This is a genomic window from Streptomyces sp. NBC_01525 (genome assembly GCF_045040405.1).
Lineage (GTDB): Bacteria > Actinomycetota > Actinomycetes > Streptomycetales > Streptomycetaceae > Streptomyces > Streptomyces benahoarensis.
This window is the reverse complement of the sequence record NZ_CP109397.1, coordinates 5,313,387-5,331,305: the sequence shown is the minus strand read 5'-3', so window position 1 is coordinate 5,331,305 and position 17,919 is coordinate 5,313,387. Positions and strand designations below refer to the sequence as shown.

The following is a 17,919-nucleotide window of genomic DNA, read 5'->3' as shown; positions in this document are numbered from 1 at the left end:
AGCCGGAAAGACCAAATTCTCCGAGCCCGAGCGCTGAAGAGTCCTCGGGCCCCACCCCCTTGCCCAAGCCCCCCGGCGCAGAAGGTCCCGGCGATACACCGCCGCCCGTGTCCGGCACGCACCACCGGCTGTCGGGGTGCCGTGGAAGACAAACCACTACTACTGGCCATCCGGCCGCCCATCACTGGTTGCTGCGGCCGCGCCTCCACTGGCCGCGCCGCGTCTTCGCTCAGGTCCTGATGGTGCAGTTGGCCATCGCCGCCGGTGTGACAGCACTCGTCACCGGCCTCTTCCTGGCCCCGCTCAGCATGGAACTCGACAACCAGGCGATGCACCGCGCCCTGGCAATCGCCCAGACCACCGCTGCCGAGCCCCAGCTGGACAACGCACTGGAGAACTCACGCCCCACGCGCCACGGCCCCGTCCAACGAGCAGCCGAGCGGATCCGCAACGCCACCGGCGCCGAATACGTAGTGGTCATGAACAGGCACGGTGTGCGCTGGTCTCACACCGACCCGAATGAGATCGGACGGCGCGTCTCCACCGACCCGAGCCTGGCCCTCTCCGGCCACGAGGTGATGGAGATCGACGACGGCACCCTCGGCCGATCGGCCCGCGGCAAGGTACCGCTGCGCAACGACAGCAGGGAAGTCATCGGCGCCGTATCCGTGGGCATCGCCTACGAGAGCGTGCACGAACGGCTTCTCTCCACTGTCCCGCAGCTGCTCGCCTACGCGGGCGGCGCCCTGGCCGTAGGAGCACTCGTCGCCTACCTGGTGGCCCGCCGCTTGCAGCGTCGTACGCACGACCTGGCGTTCTCTGATATTTCCGCACTGCTCAGCGAGCGCGAAGCAATGCTGCACGGCATCCGAGAGGGGTTCCTCGCCCTCGACAAGAACGGGCGGATCCGTCTGATGAACGATGAGGCGCAGCGGCTGCTGGGCCTGCCACCTCAGGTCACCGGGAACATGGTGGACGCCGCTCTTCCCCCTGGTCGCACAGCAGATGTACTGGCCGGCCGAGTCTCAGGAGCGGATCTGCTGACCGTCAGCGGTCAGCGTGTTCTCGTGGTCAACCGGATGCCCACCGACGACGGCGGGGCGGTGGTCACGCTGCGGGACCGTACCGAACTGGAGCGGCTGGGTCGCGAACTGGACGGCACCCGCGGACTCATCGACGCGCTCCGCGCCCAGGATCACGAACATGCCAACCAGCTCCACACACTCCTCGGCCTGCTGGAGTTGGGCCTCCACGAGGAGGCCAGTTCCTTCATCACACAAGCGGTCGGCGTTCATCGAGCAACGGCCGAGCAAGTCACGGAGCGCATTCACGATCCGCTTGTGGCATCTCTCCTTGTCGGTAAAGCGACTATGGCAACCGAACGCGGCGTCTCGCTCACCCTCGCCTCTGGCACTCACCTCCCCGACCGCCTCATCGACCCGCACAGCTTGGTTACCGTTCTCGGCAATCTGGTGGACAACGCCCTGGATGCCACCGCCACGGTTCCCGGCGCACAACTGGAGGTGCAGGTCCACGCGGACGAGCGGACGGCGGTCGTCCGCGTCAGCGACAACGGCCCCGGCGTCCCAGCGGCCCATCGCGCTTCGGTCTTCACCGAGGGATGGACGACGAAGGAACCCCCGCCCCATGGGCAGCGTGGCATCGGCTTGGCGCTGGTACGGAGGCTGGCCGAGCGCTACGGCGGCACCACGATGGTCGGCGACCGCCCCGGTGGGGGAGCTGTCTTCACGGTCGCGCTCCCTGACGCATTGTCCGACGAGCTGTCCGAGGAACGCTCGACTCCCCCAAGGCAAGCCGCCGCGACCAACCTTCCGCGGAACGACAGCACCATCACGGGCACGTTCCCCGATGAGGCAACAGGAGCCCACCAGTGATCAATGTCGTGGTCGTGGACGATGACATCCAGGTGGCGAAGATCAACGCTGCGTACGTCGGCAAAGTGCCGGGTTTCCAGGTCAGTTGTCTCGCCCACACCGCAGCCCAGGCTCACGAAGCGCTGCGCACCCACGCAGTTGATCTGATCCTCCTGGACCATTACCTCCCCGATGGCACGGGCCTGCAGATGATGAGCAGCCTACGGAGCCACGGCATACCGACAGACGTGATCATGGTAACCGCGGCACGTGACATCACGACGGTTCAAGCGGCGATGCGTCATGGCGCTCTGCAATACCTCGTCAAACCGTTCACGTTCGCCGGCCTGCGCTCCAAGTTGGAGGGATACGCGGCCTTGCGTCGCACCTTCGAGAGCGGCGGTCAGGCCGAGCAGTCAGAGGTGGACCGGATCTTCGGAGCGCTGGGGGCGGCCGGTACGGGTGCGACAGAGCTTCCCAAAGGTCACTCTGCCGCCACCGCCGACCGCGTACGCTCCGTTCTCCGCACCGCCGATGTCGCCTTGTCCGCTCAGGATGTCGCTGAACGGGCCGGACTCAGCCGTCAGACGGCGCAGCGCTATCTGAAGCTTCTGGAACGGGCGGGACGCGTCCGGCTCACTCTCAGATACGGCGAGACCGGACGCCCCGAGCATCGCTATGCGTGGGTATGAGAACGCGGCCAGGCCGCACCCGCACCGGTCAACGACCGTACTTCGGCCTCCGCATGCCGGGCCTCATCCGCGGGTTCGCCGCCCGCGTAGAACTCCTCGGCGGAGCCGTGCCTGCGGCGGACCGCCCAGGCGTGATCGCGAGCGTGACCGCGATGAAGACGCTGAAGAGTACGAGTGCGAGCGTCTGGTGGTCACCGATCACCGCGCGTTGCCTCCCATCAATTCCTGGGTTTCCCAGCGGATCTCCAGCGCCGCGGCACCCCGGTGGATACGTGCGTGGCGGGCGTACACCCAGGTGAGGAGGAAGGTCGTGAGGAACTGCCCCAGGCCCGCCAGGAGTGCAACATTGAGCGCACCGACAACGGGGCAGGCCATGAGGTGTGGTGCGACGGGCGCAGTGATGACGTAGGCGAGGTACCAACCGAGGAAGAGGACGGTGGCGGGAATGACGAAGCCACGGTAGCGGCGGCGCACCTCCTGGAAGGCGGCGCTCCCCTGGACCGTGCAGTACATCTCGTCATGAGCAGCGGCTCGTGCACTCGGCACTTGGTGACGTGAAGGCCCTCGCCGCGCCGTCGTCTCCTCGACGGTCCAGAGGGGCGCGAGACCGTGGGGGCTCCCTCCGGGCGCTGTCGCTTCGCCCGTACCGTCCTGCCTGGGGTCGGTCGCCTTGTTCCAGGCAGCGGTGGCGGGGGCGCTTCCACGTGGTGCGGTCAAGCCGCTGTACTACTTGTCCACCGAACACTCCTTGCTGCACCGACCTGTTGGCCGGTTTCGTCAAGGATGGGTAGGTGGGCAGGGTGATGTCCGGTCCCGCCTTCCGGTCCGCTCACTCCATCAGGTGAAGTTCTCGCCAGGTGGCTGCGCCAGGCCGTGCCGGTACGCGTAGTGAATCGCCTGCGCCCTGTCGCGCAGCCCCGCCTTCCCGAAGAGATTGTTGATATGTGTCTTTACCGTCGCGGTGGAGACGTGGAGCGTGCGCGCGATCTCCGAGTTGGACAGTCCTTCGGCGACGAGCCGCAGCACCTCGACCTCGCGTGCGGTCAGCCCGTCCGGTCGTTCCGCGGATCGCCTGCGCGGCGACGGTGCGGGCTCGGCAACGCGTTCCAGCAGTCGCCGCTGGATCCTGGGTGACAGCCCGGCTTCCCCGGAGAGGACGTCGTTGATGGCACGGACGATCTCGTCGCCGTCCGCGTCCTTCGTCAGGTAGCCGCGGGCACCGGCCTGGAGGGCGGGGAAGAGCGAATCGTCATCGGCGTAGGTGGTGAGGACGACCACCTGGGTGCCCGGGTGGTCGGTCCGGATGCGTCGCGTGGCTTCGACCCCGTCGCAGCGGGGCATGCGCAGGTCCATCAGGACGACATCCGGGGCGAGTTCGGCGACGAGGCGGATGGCTTCCTCACCGTCCGGCGCGGAACCGACGACGTCGATGCCTGGCAGGAGGCCCAGCAGCATCACGATGCCTTCGCGCACCACGGTCTGATCGTCGGCGACCACCACACGCCTCACGGGCCCGCCCGTCATGCCGGCACCTGCAATCGCACCACAAAACTCTCCCCTTCAGGTCCTGACTCCAGCGTGCCGCCGAGGAGTTCGGCGCGCTCCCGCATGCCCACCAGACCGTATCCGGAGCCGCTGCACGCGAGTGCGTCGGGCTCCGTGCACCCCATCGTGTTGCGTACCTCCAAGCCGATCGTGTCCTCCGTATAGGTGAGGCGGACGCCGATGCGGGCCCCGGGCCCGTGTTTGCGGACATTGGTCAGCGCCTCCTGCGCGACACGGCGTACCGCCAGCGCCGCCTCCGGGAGGAGTCCGCGGCGCTCCCCCGTGATCTCCAGGCGGGCACCTTCGGCCGCAGTCAGTTCACGCAGGTACTCCTCGACGGGGCGCATCTCGCCTCGGAGCGCGGACAGCGCCTCACGGGTACCGTCGAGTCCTTCGCGCGCCATGCCACGGCAGGCTGTCACCCGTTCGAGGAGCTGCTCGCGGTCGGCTTCGAGGTCGGTGCTGCGCTGGATGAGTAGCCGGACCGCCTCCAGGTGGACCAGTTGGGCGCTCAGGCTGTGGGCGAGGACATCGTGGATCTCGCGGGCGATGCGGCCCCGTTCGGCCAGGGCGGCGGTCTCCGCCTCGGCGTTGCGCGCGGCGCGTTCCTGGGCGAGCAGCCGCTGAGTGTTGCCGCGTGCCTCCGCGTCGAGGCGCATCACGTAGCCGGCGAGGGCGAGTCCCCCCGTGGTCGTCGCTGTCGTCAGCCAGTTGTCGTCGTTCACGAGGGCGAAGGTGGCGAGTGCGGCGGTCGCGCAGAGCAGGGCGGCGGCGAGTGGCAGGCGTTCCATGGCGACGACGGCGCAGCCGCACCAGAGCACGACCGCGGGGAGCGAGGCGCCGACGGCGTGGAAGGCGAACGCGCCACCCTCCATGGCCAGAAATAGTCCGAGGGATGGCCACAGTCGCTGCCGCAATGTGGTCCGGAAGAAGCCGTGGAAGGCCGCTCCCGCGAGGAGTACCGCGACGGCTCCGACGGATCTCCACCAGCCGTGGAACGGCGGCCGGGTGAGTGTGGCCCACAGCAACAGCCCCACGAGGAGGGCACGGACGACCCTGCCGATCCACCGGCGGGTCTCGCTCATGCCTTCGCGGGCGAGCGCTTCCCTCAGGGGCCAGCGCGTCCAGACGTTCTGCGGCACTCGGTATCCCTCCCTGAGCGGCGCGGCGTTTTTCAGCCACCCACCGGAACACGGTACGCGGGCCGTACGGAGCGGGCCCTCCAGAAGGTGACCCCGTTCCGCGACAGCAGCATCGCGGCAACGGAGAGCATCAAGGCACCCGTCCCCTGGTGGATGCCGCACCGGAGCCCCACTCCGATGAGCCCGAGGCGCACAACCATGCAGCACAGCCAGACGCTGACGGTCCGCCAGCCGCCCTTCGTCCAGACAGTGCCGTCGGCGTCCGTCCACATCGTGGTGGTCCAGGCCCAGGCGGCTCCGCTCGCGAGTCCGAGCAGGAGGCCGACGGTCAGCAGCACGGCCGACGCGGTCGGGTGGGAGGCGTCCAGGAGGTGCGGTTCACGCAGCGCCATCACCGCCAGAATCGCGGGAATCAGCCACATTTTCCGGCCACTTGACGACAGTGACTGCGCGGCGAACTGGCGGATGAACACGAACGCGACCACCGCGACGATGACAACGGTGTTGAGCAGGCCGCTCATGAACCCTGGCCTCCGGATGACGGGAACGCTGACGTCTCCGACGCTACGGAGCGTTCGCCGTCGGCGGATCGGCCCGCGGGTGGGGCCCGGGTGGATTGCCTAGGGGCGTCCCTCCACCCTTGGGTGGAGGGACACCCCTCAGCGCGCCCGGCGGCGCTCAGGTGTCGATGCGCGACCTGTCCAGCGTGGACGCGGAGCTGGTGATGAACTCCTTGCGCGGGGCGACCTCGTTGCCCATGAGGAGGTCGAAGGCCCGCTCCGCCGCTTCGAGATCGCTGATGTTGATCCGGCGCAGGGTGCGGTGGCGCGGTTCCATGGTGGTCTCGGCGAGCTGGTCGGCATCCATCTCACCGAGGCCCTTGTAGCGCTGGATGCTGTCCTTGTAGCGGACCTTCTTCCGCTCCAGTTCGAGCAGGGTCTGCCGCAGTTCGTTGTCGGAGTAGGTGTAGAGGTACTTCTCCTGCCCCTTCTTGGGGTTGGTCAGTTCGATGCGGTGCAGGGGCGGCACGGCGGAGAAGACCCGGCCCTGCTCGACCATGGGCCGCATGTAGCGCTGGAAGAGCGTCAGCAGCAGGCACCGGATGTGCGCGCCGTCGACATCGGCGTCGGCAAGGAAGATGACCTTGCCGTACCGGGCGGTGTCGATGTCGAAGGTGCGGCCGGAGCCTGCCCCTATGACCTGGATGATGGCGCCGCATTCGGCGTTCTTGAGCATGTCCGAGACGGACGACTTCTGCACGTTGAGGATCTTGCCGCGGATCGGCAGCAGCGCCTGGAACTCGGAGTTCCGGGCGAGCTTGGCGGTGCCGAGCGCCGAGTCGCCCTCGACGATGAAGAGCTCGCTGCGCTCGACGTCGTCGCTGCGGCAGTCGGCGAGCTTGGCGGGCAGCGAAGAGGACTCCAGGGCCGTCTTCCGGCGCTGTGCCTCCTTGTGCTGACGTGCGGCGATTCGAGTGCGGGCCGCAGCGACGACCTTCTCCAGGACGGCGCGGGCCTGCTGCTTCGCGTCGCGCTTGGTGGACGTCAGGAACGCCTTGAGCTCCCGGCCGACCACCTGGGCGACGATGCGGGAGGCGGCGGAGGTGCCGAGCACCTCCTTGGTCTGGCCCTCGAACTGGGGCTCCGCGAGCCGTACGGTGACGACGGCGGTGAGCCCCTCCATGGCGTCGTCCTTGACGACGTCGTCCTCGGCGACGCGGAGGAGCTTGCTCGACCGCAGCACCTCGTTGACGGTCTTGGCGACCGACCGCTCGAACCCGGAGATGTGGGTGCCGCCCTTGGGCGTCGCGATGATGTTGACGAAGGACCTGATCGTCGAGTCGTACCCGGTGCCCCAGCGGAGCGCGATGTCGACGCCCAGCTCGCGGGTGACCTCGGTGGGGGTCATGTGGCCGCGGTCGTCCAGGACGGGCACGGTCTCCTTGAAGGTGCCCTGTCCGCTCAGCCGCAGGACGTCGCAGACGGCCTTGTCCTGGGCGAGGTACTCGCAGAATTCGCTGATGCCGCCGTCGTAATGGAAGGTCTCTTCCGTGGTGGGGGCACCGTCGGTGCCGCGTTCGTCACGGACGACGAGGGTGAGCCCGGGCACCAGGAAGGCGGTCTGGCGGGCGCGGGCGTACAGCGTCTCCAGGGAGAGCCGGGCGTCCTTGAGGAAGATCTGGCGGTCGGCCCAGTAGCGCACCCGGGTGCCGGTCTTCGTCTTGGCGACGCGCTTGCCCTTGACGAGGCCGTTGCCCGGGTCGAAGGGAGCCTCCGAGCCGGATGCGGTGAAGGTCCCGGGGACGCCGCGGCGGAAGCTGATCGAGTGCGTCTTGCTGTTGCGGTCGACCTCGACATCGAGGCGGGCGGAGAGGGCGTTGACGACGGAGGCGCCGACGCCGTGCAGACCACCGGAGGCGGCGTAGGAGCCGCCGCCGAACTTTCCGCCGGCGTGCAGCTTGGTCATGACGACCTCGACGCCGCTGAGGCCGGTCTTCGGCTCGACGTCGACGGGAATGCCGCGGCCGTTGTCGCGGACCTCCACGGAGCCGTCGGCGTGGAGGATGACCTCGATGCGGTCGCAGTAGCCGCCGAGCGCCTCGTCGACGGAGTTGTCGATGATCTCCCACAGGCAGTGCATCAGGCCGCGGCTGTCCGTGGAGCCGATGTACATGCCGGGGCGTTTGCGGACGGCCTCCAGCCCCTCCAGGACGAGCAGATGCCGCGCGGTGTAGTTGGATCCGTCCCGGTCAGCCCCGGTCAGCACTGCGGTGGACGGCACGGACATCTCGGCGGTCACGCGGTTCGCTCCTCGCTGAATTTCTGGCAGTCCGCATTCCGCGGACTCGGTTGTGGCGGTAACGCCGGTCAGAGCGTACCGAGGCCAGGTAGAGCCGATGTGACGCCACCCGTCAGCACGCTCATGGTAGTAGAATTTCGATCGTTCGTTCGATCTCTCGATGGGGTGAAGGCGACGTGACGTGAACATCACGTTCCCTTCGAGGCATGAACCATTTAGGCTCCGGGCACGTCCTCATCAACGACCGGCAAGCCAGCCGGGAGGACACACCCAGCAACTGTGAATCGAACCATCAAGCAATACGGCTCATTCGCCGCCACCCGGCAGCACCCGGCCAGCCTCTCGAAGATTTTTTTCGAGGAAAAGGCACGAGCGGGAACGTTTTCGGCCTGGTTGGATGTTGACCCTGGTACGACAGCTCGTCGAGCTAGAGAAGAGGCGACGTGACTACTGTTCTGACACCCGCGAGCCCGCTGACGGCCGCTGACCGCTGCGACCGCTGCGGCGCCCAGGCATACCTGCGCGTCGTCCTGATGTCCGGCGGAGAACTGCTCTTCTGCGCCCATCACGGTCGCAAGTTCGAGCCAGAACTCAAGAAGATCGCCGCGGAAATACAGGACGAGACGGAGCGGCTGACCGCCCCTCCGGCGTCTGCGTCCGACGAGGAACGCTGACACATCGCATCCACGACGACGAGCGAGTAGCGGCACAGGCCGTGGCGGGCGGTCTCCCCGGACATCACCGGGGAGACCGCCCGCACTCGTGATTCCGTGCCTGGTGCCGCAGGCGGCACTCAGCCCGCGCCGTGCACCGCTACGGCCGGGATCAGCGCGGAGGCCCGCGTGTAGACCCCGGGGCTCCCCGGCTCCCCGCAGCCAGCGCCCCACGACACCAGCCCCACGAGGCGCCCCTCGACGACCAGCGGGCCGCCGGAGTCGCCCTGGCAAGCGTCCCGGCCTCCTTGCGGTTCACCCGCACAGAGCATGGAAGAGGGCTGGTACGCCCCGTCGACACTGCCCGGGTAGGCGCGGGCGCACGCGGCGTCGGCCAGGATGTTCACCTCCGCGGACCGCAGACGCGTCGCGTAGGCACCCCGGCCCGTGGTGTCGCCCCAGCCGTACACCACGGCGGTGGTGCCTTCGCTGTAGGCACCCGAACCCTCCGGGGCTATCGGGATGGACCGGTTGGTGACGGGCGTCGGCAGGGTGATGACCGCCATGTCCCCGGCGTTCGTCCGGCTGTCGTAGCGCGGATTGACCCACACGCTCGCGGGCTTCAGCGCCTGTCCCCCGGCACCGGCGAGATCCTCGCGGCCCACGAGCACGCGCAGGTCACGGACCTGCTGCCAGGGTGCCCCCAGCACCTCGGTGCTCAGGCAGTGCGCAGCGGTCACCACCGTTGAGCGGCCGACCAGGACGCCGCCGCAGAATTGGCCGGACCGTTGCTTGCCGAAGCGGTTCTGGGAGGCGAGAGCCACCATCCAAGGGCTCTCCACGGCCTGTACGGGCTGCCCCCCGACCACCGATGCGTCGGCCATGGCCAGGGACGGTGTGGCAAGGACCATGGCGAGGGCCCCAGGTACGGCGCGGAAGATCGGGCGCATACGGACTCCTGACTCCGAGGCAGTGATCGCCCACCCAGCGTGACCCAAACGGAGGCTTCGCGCACCCGGACGGCGGCGGGCCCGGCCCCCTCGGGAAGGGTGCCGGGCCCGCAGAAACCGTATTGCCGTATCCGCTAGTCGAGGTAGTCGCGCAGCACCTGCGAGCGCGACGGGTGACGCAGCTTCGACATGGTCTTGGACTCGATCTGGCGGATCCGCTCACGCGTGACGCCGTAGACCTTGCCGATCTCGTCCAGCGTCTTCGGCTGGCCGTCGGTGAGGCCGAAGCGCATCGAGACGACGCCGGCCTCGCGCTCGGAGAGGGTGTCCAGAACCGAGTGCAGCTGCTCCTGCAGAAGCGTGAAGCTGACCGCATCGGCGGGGACGACCGCCTCGGAGTCCTCGATCAGGTCACCGAACTCGCTGTCGCCGTCCTCGCCCAGCGGGGTGTGCAGCGAGATCGGCTCGCGGCCGTACTTCTGGACCTCGATGACCTTCTCGGGGGTCATGTCGAGCTCCTTGGCCAGCTCCTCCGGGGTGGGCTCGCGGCCCAGGTCCTGGAGCATCTGGCGCTGGACGCGCGCGAGCTTGTTGATGACCTCGACCATGTGGACGGGGATACGGATCGTCCTGGCCTGGTCGGCCATGGCGCGGGTGATGGCCTGGCGGATCCACCACGTCGCGTAGGTCGAGAACTTGTAGCCCTTGGTGTAGTCGAACTTCTCGACCGCACGGATCAGACCGAGGTTGCCCTCCTGGATGAGGTCCAGGAAGAGCATGCCGCGGCCGGTGTACCGCTTGGCCAGGGAGACGACCAGACGGAGGTTGGCCTCCAGGAGGTGGTTCTTGGCGCGGCGGCCGTCCTGGGCGATGATCTCCAGCTCGCGCTTGAGCTTGGGAGCGATCTTCTCCTCGGTGGCCAGCTTATCCTCGGCGAACAGACCGGCCTCGATGCGCTTGGCGAGCTCGACCTCCTGCTCGGCGTTGAGCAGCGGGACCTTGCCGATCTGCTTGAGGTAGTCCTTGACGGGGTCGGCGGTGGCACCGGCTGCGGCGACCTGCTGCGCGGGCGCGTCGTCCTCGTCGTCGTCGGACAGGACGAATCCGGCGGCCTCGGCGCCTTCGGCGGCCTCGGGCGCGTCGCCCTTGCCGGACGCCGGGGTCTCCTCGGTCACCTCGTCGTCGAGCAGCTCGTCGACGTCCTTCTTGGCCGCCGTCTTCTTTGCGGTCGCCTTCTTGGCCGTGGCCTTCTTGGCGACCGTCTTCTTGGCCGTGGCCTTCTTGGCGACCGTCTTCTTGGCAGGCGCGGACTCCGCCTCGGCGGAGGGCGTGTCACCCAGGGAGGTGGCCGCCGCGGTGGTCTTCTTCACCGCTGCGGTCTTGGCCGCGACGGTCTTGGTGGCGGTGCGCTTTGCCGGACTCTTCGCTGCGACGCTCTTGCGGGTGCGCTTGGGCGCCTCTGCGGCACTGACCATCAGCGTCACACCCTCCTCGTCGAGGATCTGGTTGAGGCTGCGCAGAACGTTCTTCCACTGGGTTGGCGGAATCTGGTCAGCCTCGAAGGCCCGACGCACGTCATCGCCGGCGATCTGCCCATCAGCCTTTCCCCGCTCGATGAGCGCCATCACAGACTCGGACTCGGCGATCTCCGGCGGGAGCGTACGGGATGTGCTGGCCGACACGAACAACCTCTCGGAACGATGGAAACGGCTTCCGACCCCGTCCAGTGTGGATCGGAGCCGACGACCGCCGGAGGGGATGGCCGACGGCGTAGGGGTAACCGGGGAGTTGAACAGCGTCGTCGACGCCACTCGTATTCCCTCCTCGGCTATCACCTCTTAAGTCATCGCGCTTCCCCGACAAGCGTTACGCCCAATCCGCGTGGCCCGAGTCACACCTCATAACGACACATTCCCGGTCATATGACATGCAACCCTACCGAAGCCCGCCGCCGGATCCGGAGGACGCCCGGATCCGGCGGGCTGCGGTCACTCTTCCGTGCGGCGCCCCGGCCTTCGGGGTGCGCGCCGCCGGCCGACCGCCTCGGGGCCTGTGGCGGGTGCGCGGGAGGTGGTGCCGTCAGTGCTCGCGGGGAGCGGGCACGACATGGTCCGCGGGCGCCCCGGGGGCCTGCCCGCCACTCTCGCCGTGAGCGAGGAGCTGACGCACGGCACCCTCGGCGGCCGCGGCGTCCCCGGCGGCGATGGCGTCGACGATCCGCATGTGCTGTCCGACGGACGTCTCGGCCGGCCGCTCACAGCCGCCCGACGTGCCGCCGGAGACGTGCAGGGCGGAGGAGACGATGCCGGAGAGGTGGTCGAGCATGCGATTCCCGGCGAGCTGGAGCAGCAGGGCATGGAATTCGGTGTCGGCGCGGGCGAAGTTCATGGTGTCGCCCTGGGCCGCGGCGTGCCCCATGACGTCGACCATGTCGGCGAGCCTCTGCTGGATGTCCTCGCGCCCCTGTCCAGCGGCGAGGCGGGCGGCGAGCGGCTCGATGGTCCAGCGCAGCTCGCACAGCTCACGGCGCTGGGCATCGCGCTGCGGCCCGTAGGCGCGCCATTCGATGATGTCGGGGTCGAGGAGGTTCCAGTCGCTCACGGGGCGCACCCGGGTGCCCACATTGGGTCGCGCGCTGACGAGGCCCTTGGCCTCCAGCACCCGCAGCGATTCTCGGACAACGGTGCGGGAGACCTCGAATCGCTGGCCGATCTCCTCGGGGACGAGTGGCCGGTCGGCGCCGAGGTCGCCGGAGACGATCATCTGGCCGAGCTGCTGGACGAGTTGGCCGTGCAGGCCGCGGCCGCGACTGCTGGCGGTGCGCCGGCCGACGCGGGCGATGTCGGCCTCGGCGCCGTTCCACGCCGGTGCGACGCGGTCCGCCGCGCTGTTGACGGCGGTGCCGTAGGGGTAGCGGTCGAGCTCGCCCGGGCCTGCGTGGCCGGCGTCAGCGGGGCGAGCCGCGGTCATCATGGTGTGCGCAAGGGTACTCACCCATCCTTTGTCGGCGGCGTCCCGAACACCCTTGAGGTCTTTGGTGAAAAGCACACGAAAGGGTGATCGCCCGGTACCTCATAATTGACGCTTTATCGGAAAGAAACGCGCTCTCCAGGGCGAGTTGCGGACAGCGAACGCCCCAGGGGTACACACCACACCTGTACTCGACGGTCAGCGCACCCGGCTTCGGAGCGCCGTCAGGCCATAAGCGCAGACCAGCGCGGCGACGGACAACGCCAGGGCACCGCCCACGGGTTGAGTCACCCAGCGCACGACAACAGAGGCACCGTGATCGATTCCGGAAGGCCAGCGAACGGGTCCCGAAGCTTGCAGCCTCGCGGCGAGCCCCGCCAGGGAACGCCCCGCCTGCTCGGCCAGCACGTACCGCAGGGCCGGTACGACGAGCACCGGGACGGCGAGCACTGCTGCCAACCCCATCGCCGTGGACCGGAACAGTCCGGCGGCGAGCACCCCCGCCCAGGCACACCCGACCAGCAACCCCGCCCAACCGACCACGAACACCGGGATGTCGGGGAGGCCGCCCAGGCCGTCGGCCCCGAACAGAAGCCGCACGGCCGCTTCGTCGGCGAGGAGGACGGCCACGCCGAGCGCCAGTGCACAGACACCGCTGACCACCAGTTTCGCGACCAGCAGCCCCAGTCGACGCGGAACGGCACCACGTTCATGAGCCAACGCGGGGAAGCGGAACTCCTGCCCGAACGCCAACGATCCGACGAGCCCGGCCCCGAGCGCGGCGGGCGGAAAGGGGAGTTGGCGCGGCCACCCGCTCAGGACACGCGACAAGGGGGCGGCACCGTGGCGCGCCAACAGGAGCGCCGGCACCAACGAAGCGAGCAGCGAAACGACGGCGACGAGAGCAACGGTGCGGTCAGTCACCGTGCGGCGCACTTCGTAGCGCAACGGCCATGCGGGGCCGGGGGCCGGGAGGCGTGGGATGTGTAGCTCCGGAGCCGATGCTGACCGAGGGGGACGTGCGGGGCGGGGGACGGCTGTGGGTGCGGGTGCGGTGATGACCGGCAGGGTGAGGGTGTCGGTGAGTTCGCTGGGGTCGACGGTAGGGCGAGGGGTGGTCGCGGGGCGACAGTCACCGTCAGGGTGTGTCGCCATATCGCCAACGCGTGATGTCGGCATATCGATACCAGGGGGTGCGACTGCGTGCGCGGGGCTGGTGACAGTGTCGTGGTCAGAGACGTCGACCTCGCCGGGAGGTGCAGTCACTGCGCGCGTTTGTCGACCATCTGCCCGGTGGAGCGGTTCGACGAGGCCGCTGTCGCCTGCCTCGTCGGCGAGTTGGTGCACCAACACCCGGTTCCGGAAGGCGGTTTCGCCGACTGCGGCGCAGTTGCTGCCGTACACCGCAATGCGACTGCCGCTCTCGCGGACGACTTCGATGCCGCGCCCGATGACGGGGTCCGAAGCGTGGTCGGCGCGTTGTGATGCATCGATGAGCAACGTCGCAAGGCGGTCGGCCTGCGGAGAGCGGACGACGACGCGGGGGCGCATGCGGGTGCGGGCGAAGGCCACCGCGTCCTGGTCGGCGGCGAGAAGGCCGTCGTCGAGGGTGATGACGCGGTCGGCGATGCGGGTGGCTTCGCGGGAGTGGCGTGAGGTGATGAGGACGGCGCCGCCTTGTGCCGCGTAGCCGCGCAGCAGTCCGTGGAGCCAGGCGGAGTCGCGTGGCTGCAGGCCGTCGGTGGGTTCGTCGAGGACGAGGGTGTGGGGGTCCCCGAGGAGGGCGGCGGCCAGGGCGAGGCGTCGGTCCATACCGCGGGAGAGGTCACCGACGCGTTTGTCGGCGAGGCCGGTGAGGCCGACAAGGTCCAGTACGTCGTCGGCGTGGGCCACGGGGACACCGGCTGCCGCGCTGAGCAGGCGCAGGTGGCCGATGGCGGTGCGTGAGGGATCGCCGGGTACGTCGCCGAGGACGACGCCGATTTCGCGTGGGGGGTTGGGGACGCGATGCAGGGGGCGTCCGCGGAAGAGGGCGACGCCGCGGCCGGACTGGAGCTGGAGCATCAGCCTCAGTGCGGTGGTTTTCCCTGACGCGGCGGGGCCGAGCAGTACGGTGACGTTTCCCGGTCGGGCGTCGAAGGTGAGGTCGTGGACGGCGGGCGGGCGTTCGCCGCGGGGTTCGCTGGTCAGTCCGATGGCCTGGATCATCGCGTCCCTCGCGGGGCGTGAGACCGGTCGGACGGGGTGGGGGGTACGAGAGGACTCACCCCACCAAGATAGCCTTATATGTCTTATTTACCCGTTATTACCGGATGGGTGCTGCGGCGTGTCACTGATGCGCCGTGCGCGTGCCCGCCGAGGGTTACGCCTCGGGGCGCAGCATCGGCGGATTGAGCAGGGTGGCGCCGCCCGCGCGGAACAGCTGTGCCGGGCGGCCACCCTGACGGGTCGTCGTACCGCCGGTGGGCACGAGGAAGCCCGGGGTTCCGGTGACCTTGCGGTGGAAGTTGCGGGGGTCCAGCGCGACGCCCCAGACGGCTTCGTAGACGCGGCGCAGCTCGCCGACCGTGAACTCCTGGGGGCAGAACGCGGTGGCGAGCGAGGAGTATTCGATCTTGGAGCGGGCGCGTTCCACGCCGTCTTCGAGGATCTGGGCGTGGTCGAAGGCGAGTGGAGCCGGGGTGTCGTCGTCGGGTCCGTTCGTGGGCTCCTGGTCAAGGAAGGTTTCGACCGGTGCCCAGCGGGCGCTGTGGGCGTCGCCGCCGGCCCGCGGGGCGGGCAGGTCGGGGGCGAGCACGAGGTGGGCGACGCTCACCACCCGCATACGGGGGTCGCGCTTCGGGTCGCCGTAGGTGGCGAGCTGTTCGAGGTGCGCGCCGTACGGTGCCATGGGGTCGGCCGGGTCATGGGCGTGCAGGCCCGTCTCCTCGGCCAGCTCCCGGGCCGCGGCGCCCGCCAGGTCTTCGTCGGCGCGGACGAAGCCGCCGGGCAGCGCCCATCGCCCCTGGAACGGCGGCTCACCGCGGCGTACGGCCAGGGCGCAGAGGGAGTGGCGGCGCACGGTGAGCACAACCAGATCGACGGTGACGGCGAAGGGCGGGAAGGCCGACGGGTCGTAGGGAGGCATGTCGTGATCATAGTCGTCCGCCTGACGATAAACAGGCCGTCGCGCCAGATCAGGACTTCAGTTGCAAGCCGTCGGCGGCCTCCTCCACCATGCCCATGCCGAGGCGGCTGATCCGTACGGCGAGGGGGCGTCCGGCGGCGCGGAGGCCGGTGAACTGGAGCGCGCCGAGCGGGGCGCTGGCCACGGGCCGGAGCGTGAGAGTGCCGCCGGGGGCGTCGGGGCGCAGACCGGCGAGGGCCAGGAGGAGGTGGACGGCTCCGGCCGCCGCGACGGAGGCGGGGCGGCAGGCCGCGGGGTGGGGCACGGGCGTGGCTCCCGCGGTGCGCTGCTCCCCCGCGTACATCTCGGGGAGCCGGTGGCCAAAGCTCTCCGATGCGTCGAGGACGCCCTTGATCAGGGCATTCGCGCCGGGTTCGTGGCCTGCGGCGGCCAGCCCGGCGGCGGCGACTGCGCTTTCGTGGGGTCGTACCGCTCCACTGCGGTGCCCGAACGGGTTGTGACCCTCCTCTTTGGCGCTCAGGCTCCGCAGGCCCCAGCCGGTGTCCATGGCGGGACCGGCCAGGAGTGCGGCGAGCTGTGCCGCGCGGACGGGGTCGAGCAGGCCGGGGGCGTGCCGGCCGCCGCCGAGCAGACCGGTGTCGAGGAGGTGCGCGGTGGCGGCGCCGAGGTGCGCCAGGGGGCGGCCCTGAGGGGTGATCAGCGCGGTGGGGCGGCCGCCGTAGCGGTCCTCATACCAGAAGTCGGTACGGAAGTGGGTGCGGAGGTGGGCCGCCCATTCCCGCAGGTCGTCCCCGTGGGGTTTGCCGTACGCGTCGAGGAGGTCGGCGCCGAGGAGGGCGGCGCGGTGGGCGTGTGCCTGGGTTTCGCAGCGGTACGGGCCCGACGGGGCGGGGTCGGGCACGTAGGGCGGGCGGCCGGTGGAGGTGGCGGTGCGGAGCAGCCAGTCGAGGCAGCGTTCGGCGGTGGGCAGCAGATCCTCGGTCTCGTGGTCGGGCAGGCCCCAGCGGCGTGCCTCGGCGAGGACGGCGGGGAAGAGCAGGGTGGCTTCGGTGCCGGTGCAGCTGGGTGGGGCGTGTGGTCCGGCGTCCCGGAGCGGGCCGGGGAGGCGACCGGAGTCCGGTCCCGGGGCGGCGTGTTGGGTGCGGGCGAGGAGGCGGAGGGTACCGGCAGCGAGGTGGGTGCCGAGGGGGAGGAGCATGCGGGCGGACCACAGGGCTTCGGCTGGTGAGAGGCCGGGGCGCCAGGGGATGCCGCCCGCGGTGTAGAGGTCTGTGGGGGTGCCGGTGTCGCGTGTCAGAAGGCCGTGGAGGTCGTCGAGGGAGGTGGCGAGGAGGGCGTCGGCGCGGGGATCGTCGCATTCCAGGCGCGCCGCCCACAGGCGTTGGGGCCGTGCGGTGCGGGGGCGCGGGGTGACGGGGTGAGATGCGGGGTACGGCCCGCGGAGCTCCGGGCCGGGGCGGGGGCCTTCGGGTGCGGTGCGGGTGTCCGGGCGGCCGGGTGGGGTGCGTTCCAGGGTGAGGCGGAGGTCGATGGTGCGGGTGCCGCCGGGTGGGAGTTCGAGTTCCCAGCGCAGGAGGCCGGCGGAGGCGAGGGCATCGTCGGGGGCGGGGGTCGCGGTGACCGCGGCGTGCGCGCCGGGGCCGGACCAGCGCAGGCCCGCTCCGTGGACGGCGGGTCGCAGGTCGGGGCCGGGTATGCCGGTGGCGGCGGCGCCGAGTTCGGCGAGGTCGGTGCCGAGCCGGAGGTCGACGGGGAGGCGGATGGGGCGGGAGGCGCTGCTGCGGAAGGTGAGGCGTTCGCTGCCGTCCGCGCGGCGTAGTCGTTCGAGGCGGATGTCGGGGTCGGGGCTGCGGTCGCCGGTGAGGCGTACGGTGCCGAGGAATCGGGTGTGATCCGCTGCGGTCTGCTTGCTCTGGAGGATGACGGGTTCGCCGGCTCCGGCGCGCAGTTCGCAGCGGGAAAGTATGCGGCGGCCGTCGTGGTAGCAGCCGTCGGCGTTTTCGCCTCTGAGCTGGCCGTCGGGCGGGGAGATGGTGAGGTGGGGCAGCGCCACGGAGATCAGTGAGGCGTGGAGGGGCTGGGGCCGTGGGATGCGCGGCGGCGCGGAGCGGGGGATTCCGGGGGCGCGTGGGGCCGGTGGGGTGGGGTGGTCGTTGCCTGGCACGGG

14 protein-coding genes are annotated in these 17,919 nt (G+C 69.8%); 3 read left to right on the top strand and 11 right to left on the bottom strand.

Annotation, left to right across the window (positions count from 1 at the left end; genetic code table 11):
• Window positions 1–239: 239 nt before the first annotated feature.
• On the top strand, window positions 240–1,895 hold the full coding sequence (locus OG422_RS23835; RefSeq protein WP_405747963.1) for an ATP-binding protein: 1,656 nt from the start codon (window positions 240–242) through the stop codon (window positions 1,893–1,895).
• Entirely contained in the window at window positions 1,892–2,566 is a 675-nt protein-coding gene (locus OG422_RS23830; RefSeq protein ID WP_405745353.1) for a response regulator, read from the top strand. The genes OG422_RS23835 and OG422_RS23830 overlap by 4 nt, the downstream gene beginning before the upstream one ends.
• A gap of 198 nt (window positions 2,567–2,764) precedes the next feature.
• On the opposite strand, the gene OG422_RS23825 is transcribed toward OG422_RS23830, so the two are convergent.
• From OG422_RS23825 to OG422_RS23805, 5 genes are all read right to left on the bottom strand, one after another.
• Entirely contained in the window at window positions 2,765–3,283 is a 519-nt protein-coding gene (locus tag OG422_RS23825) for a DUF485 domain-containing protein (RefSeq protein WP_405745350.1), read from the bottom strand.
• A 120-nt stretch (window positions 3,284–3,403) separates the two neighbouring features.
• Window positions 3,404–4,090, bottom strand: a complete 687-nt coding sequence (locus tag OG422_RS23820) for a response regulator (protein ID WP_405745347.1) — start codon at window positions 4,088–4,090, stop codon at window positions 3,404–3,406.
• Complete coding sequence (locus OG422_RS23815; protein ID WP_405745344.1) at window positions 4,087–5,253, bottom strand: sensor histidine kinase; 1,167 nt, start codon at window positions 5,251–5,253, stop codon at window positions 4,087–4,089. Before OG422_RS23815 ends, OG422_RS23820 begins: the two co-directional genes overlap by 4 nt.
• A 32-nt stretch (window positions 5,254–5,285) precedes the next feature.
• The gene (locus tag OG422_RS23810; RefSeq protein ID WP_405745341.1) at window positions 5,286–5,774 is read right to left on the bottom strand and encodes a DUF1453 domain-containing protein; all 489 of its coding nucleotides are present in this window, start codon (window positions 5,772–5,774) and stop codon (window positions 5,286–5,288) included.
• A gap of 157 nt (window positions 5,775–5,931) precedes the next feature.
• Complete coding sequence (locus tag OG422_RS23805) at window positions 5,932–8,052, bottom strand: type IIA DNA topoisomerase subunit B (protein WP_143941003.1); 2,121 nt, start codon at window positions 8,050–8,052, stop codon at window positions 5,932–5,934.
• A 443-nt stretch (window positions 8,053–8,495) separates the two neighbouring features.
• On the opposite strand from OG422_RS23805, the gene OG422_RS23800 reads away from it, so the two are divergent.
• Window positions 8,496–8,726: a hypothetical protein gene (locus OG422_RS23800; protein WP_033267354.1), complete on the top strand. Its 231-nt coding sequence runs from the start codon at window positions 8,496–8,498 to the stop codon at window positions 8,724–8,726.
• A 119-nt stretch (window positions 8,727–8,845) separates the two neighbouring features.
• Here the strand turns inward: OG422_RS23800 and OG422_RS23795 are convergent, their stop codons facing one another.
• From OG422_RS23795 to OG422_RS23770, 6 genes are all read right to left on the bottom strand, one after another.
• Entirely contained in the window at window positions 8,846–9,655 is an 810-nt protein-coding gene (locus tag OG422_RS23795) for a serine protease (protein WP_405745336.1), read from the bottom strand.
• Between the two features lie 134 nt (window positions 9,656–9,789).
• Window positions 9,790–11,343, bottom strand: a complete 1,554-nt coding sequence (locus OG422_RS23790; RefSeq protein ID WP_405745333.1) for an RNA polymerase sigma factor — start codon at window positions 11,341–11,343, stop codon at window positions 9,790–9,792.
• 391 nt (window positions 11,344–11,734) lie between these two features.
• Window positions 11,735–12,703 carry a FadR/GntR family transcriptional regulator gene (locus OG422_RS23785; RefSeq protein WP_405745330.1) on the bottom strand — a complete coding sequence of 323 codons (969 nt, stop codon included), beginning with the start codon at window positions 12,701–12,703 and terminating at the stop codon, window positions 11,735–11,737.
• A gap of 120 nt (window positions 12,704–12,823) precedes the next feature.
• Complete coding sequence (locus OG422_RS23780; RefSeq protein ID WP_405745327.1) at window positions 12,824–14,833, bottom strand: ATP-binding cassette domain-containing protein; 2,010 nt, start codon at window positions 14,831–14,833, stop codon at window positions 12,824–12,826.
• Between the two features lie 154 nt (window positions 14,834–14,987).
• Window positions 14,988–15,752: an NUDIX domain-containing protein gene (locus OG422_RS23775; RefSeq protein WP_405745324.1), complete on the bottom strand. Its 765-nt coding sequence runs from the start codon at window positions 15,750–15,752 to the stop codon at window positions 14,988–14,990.
• A 49-nt stretch (window positions 15,753–15,801) separates the two neighbouring features.
• Window positions 15,802–17,916, bottom strand: coding sequence for a glycogen debranching N-terminal domain-containing protein (locus OG422_RS23770; RefSeq protein WP_405745321.1), 2,115 nt, complete (start codon window positions 17,914–17,916; stop codon window positions 15,802–15,804).
• Window positions 17,917–17,919: the final 3 nt, after the last annotated feature.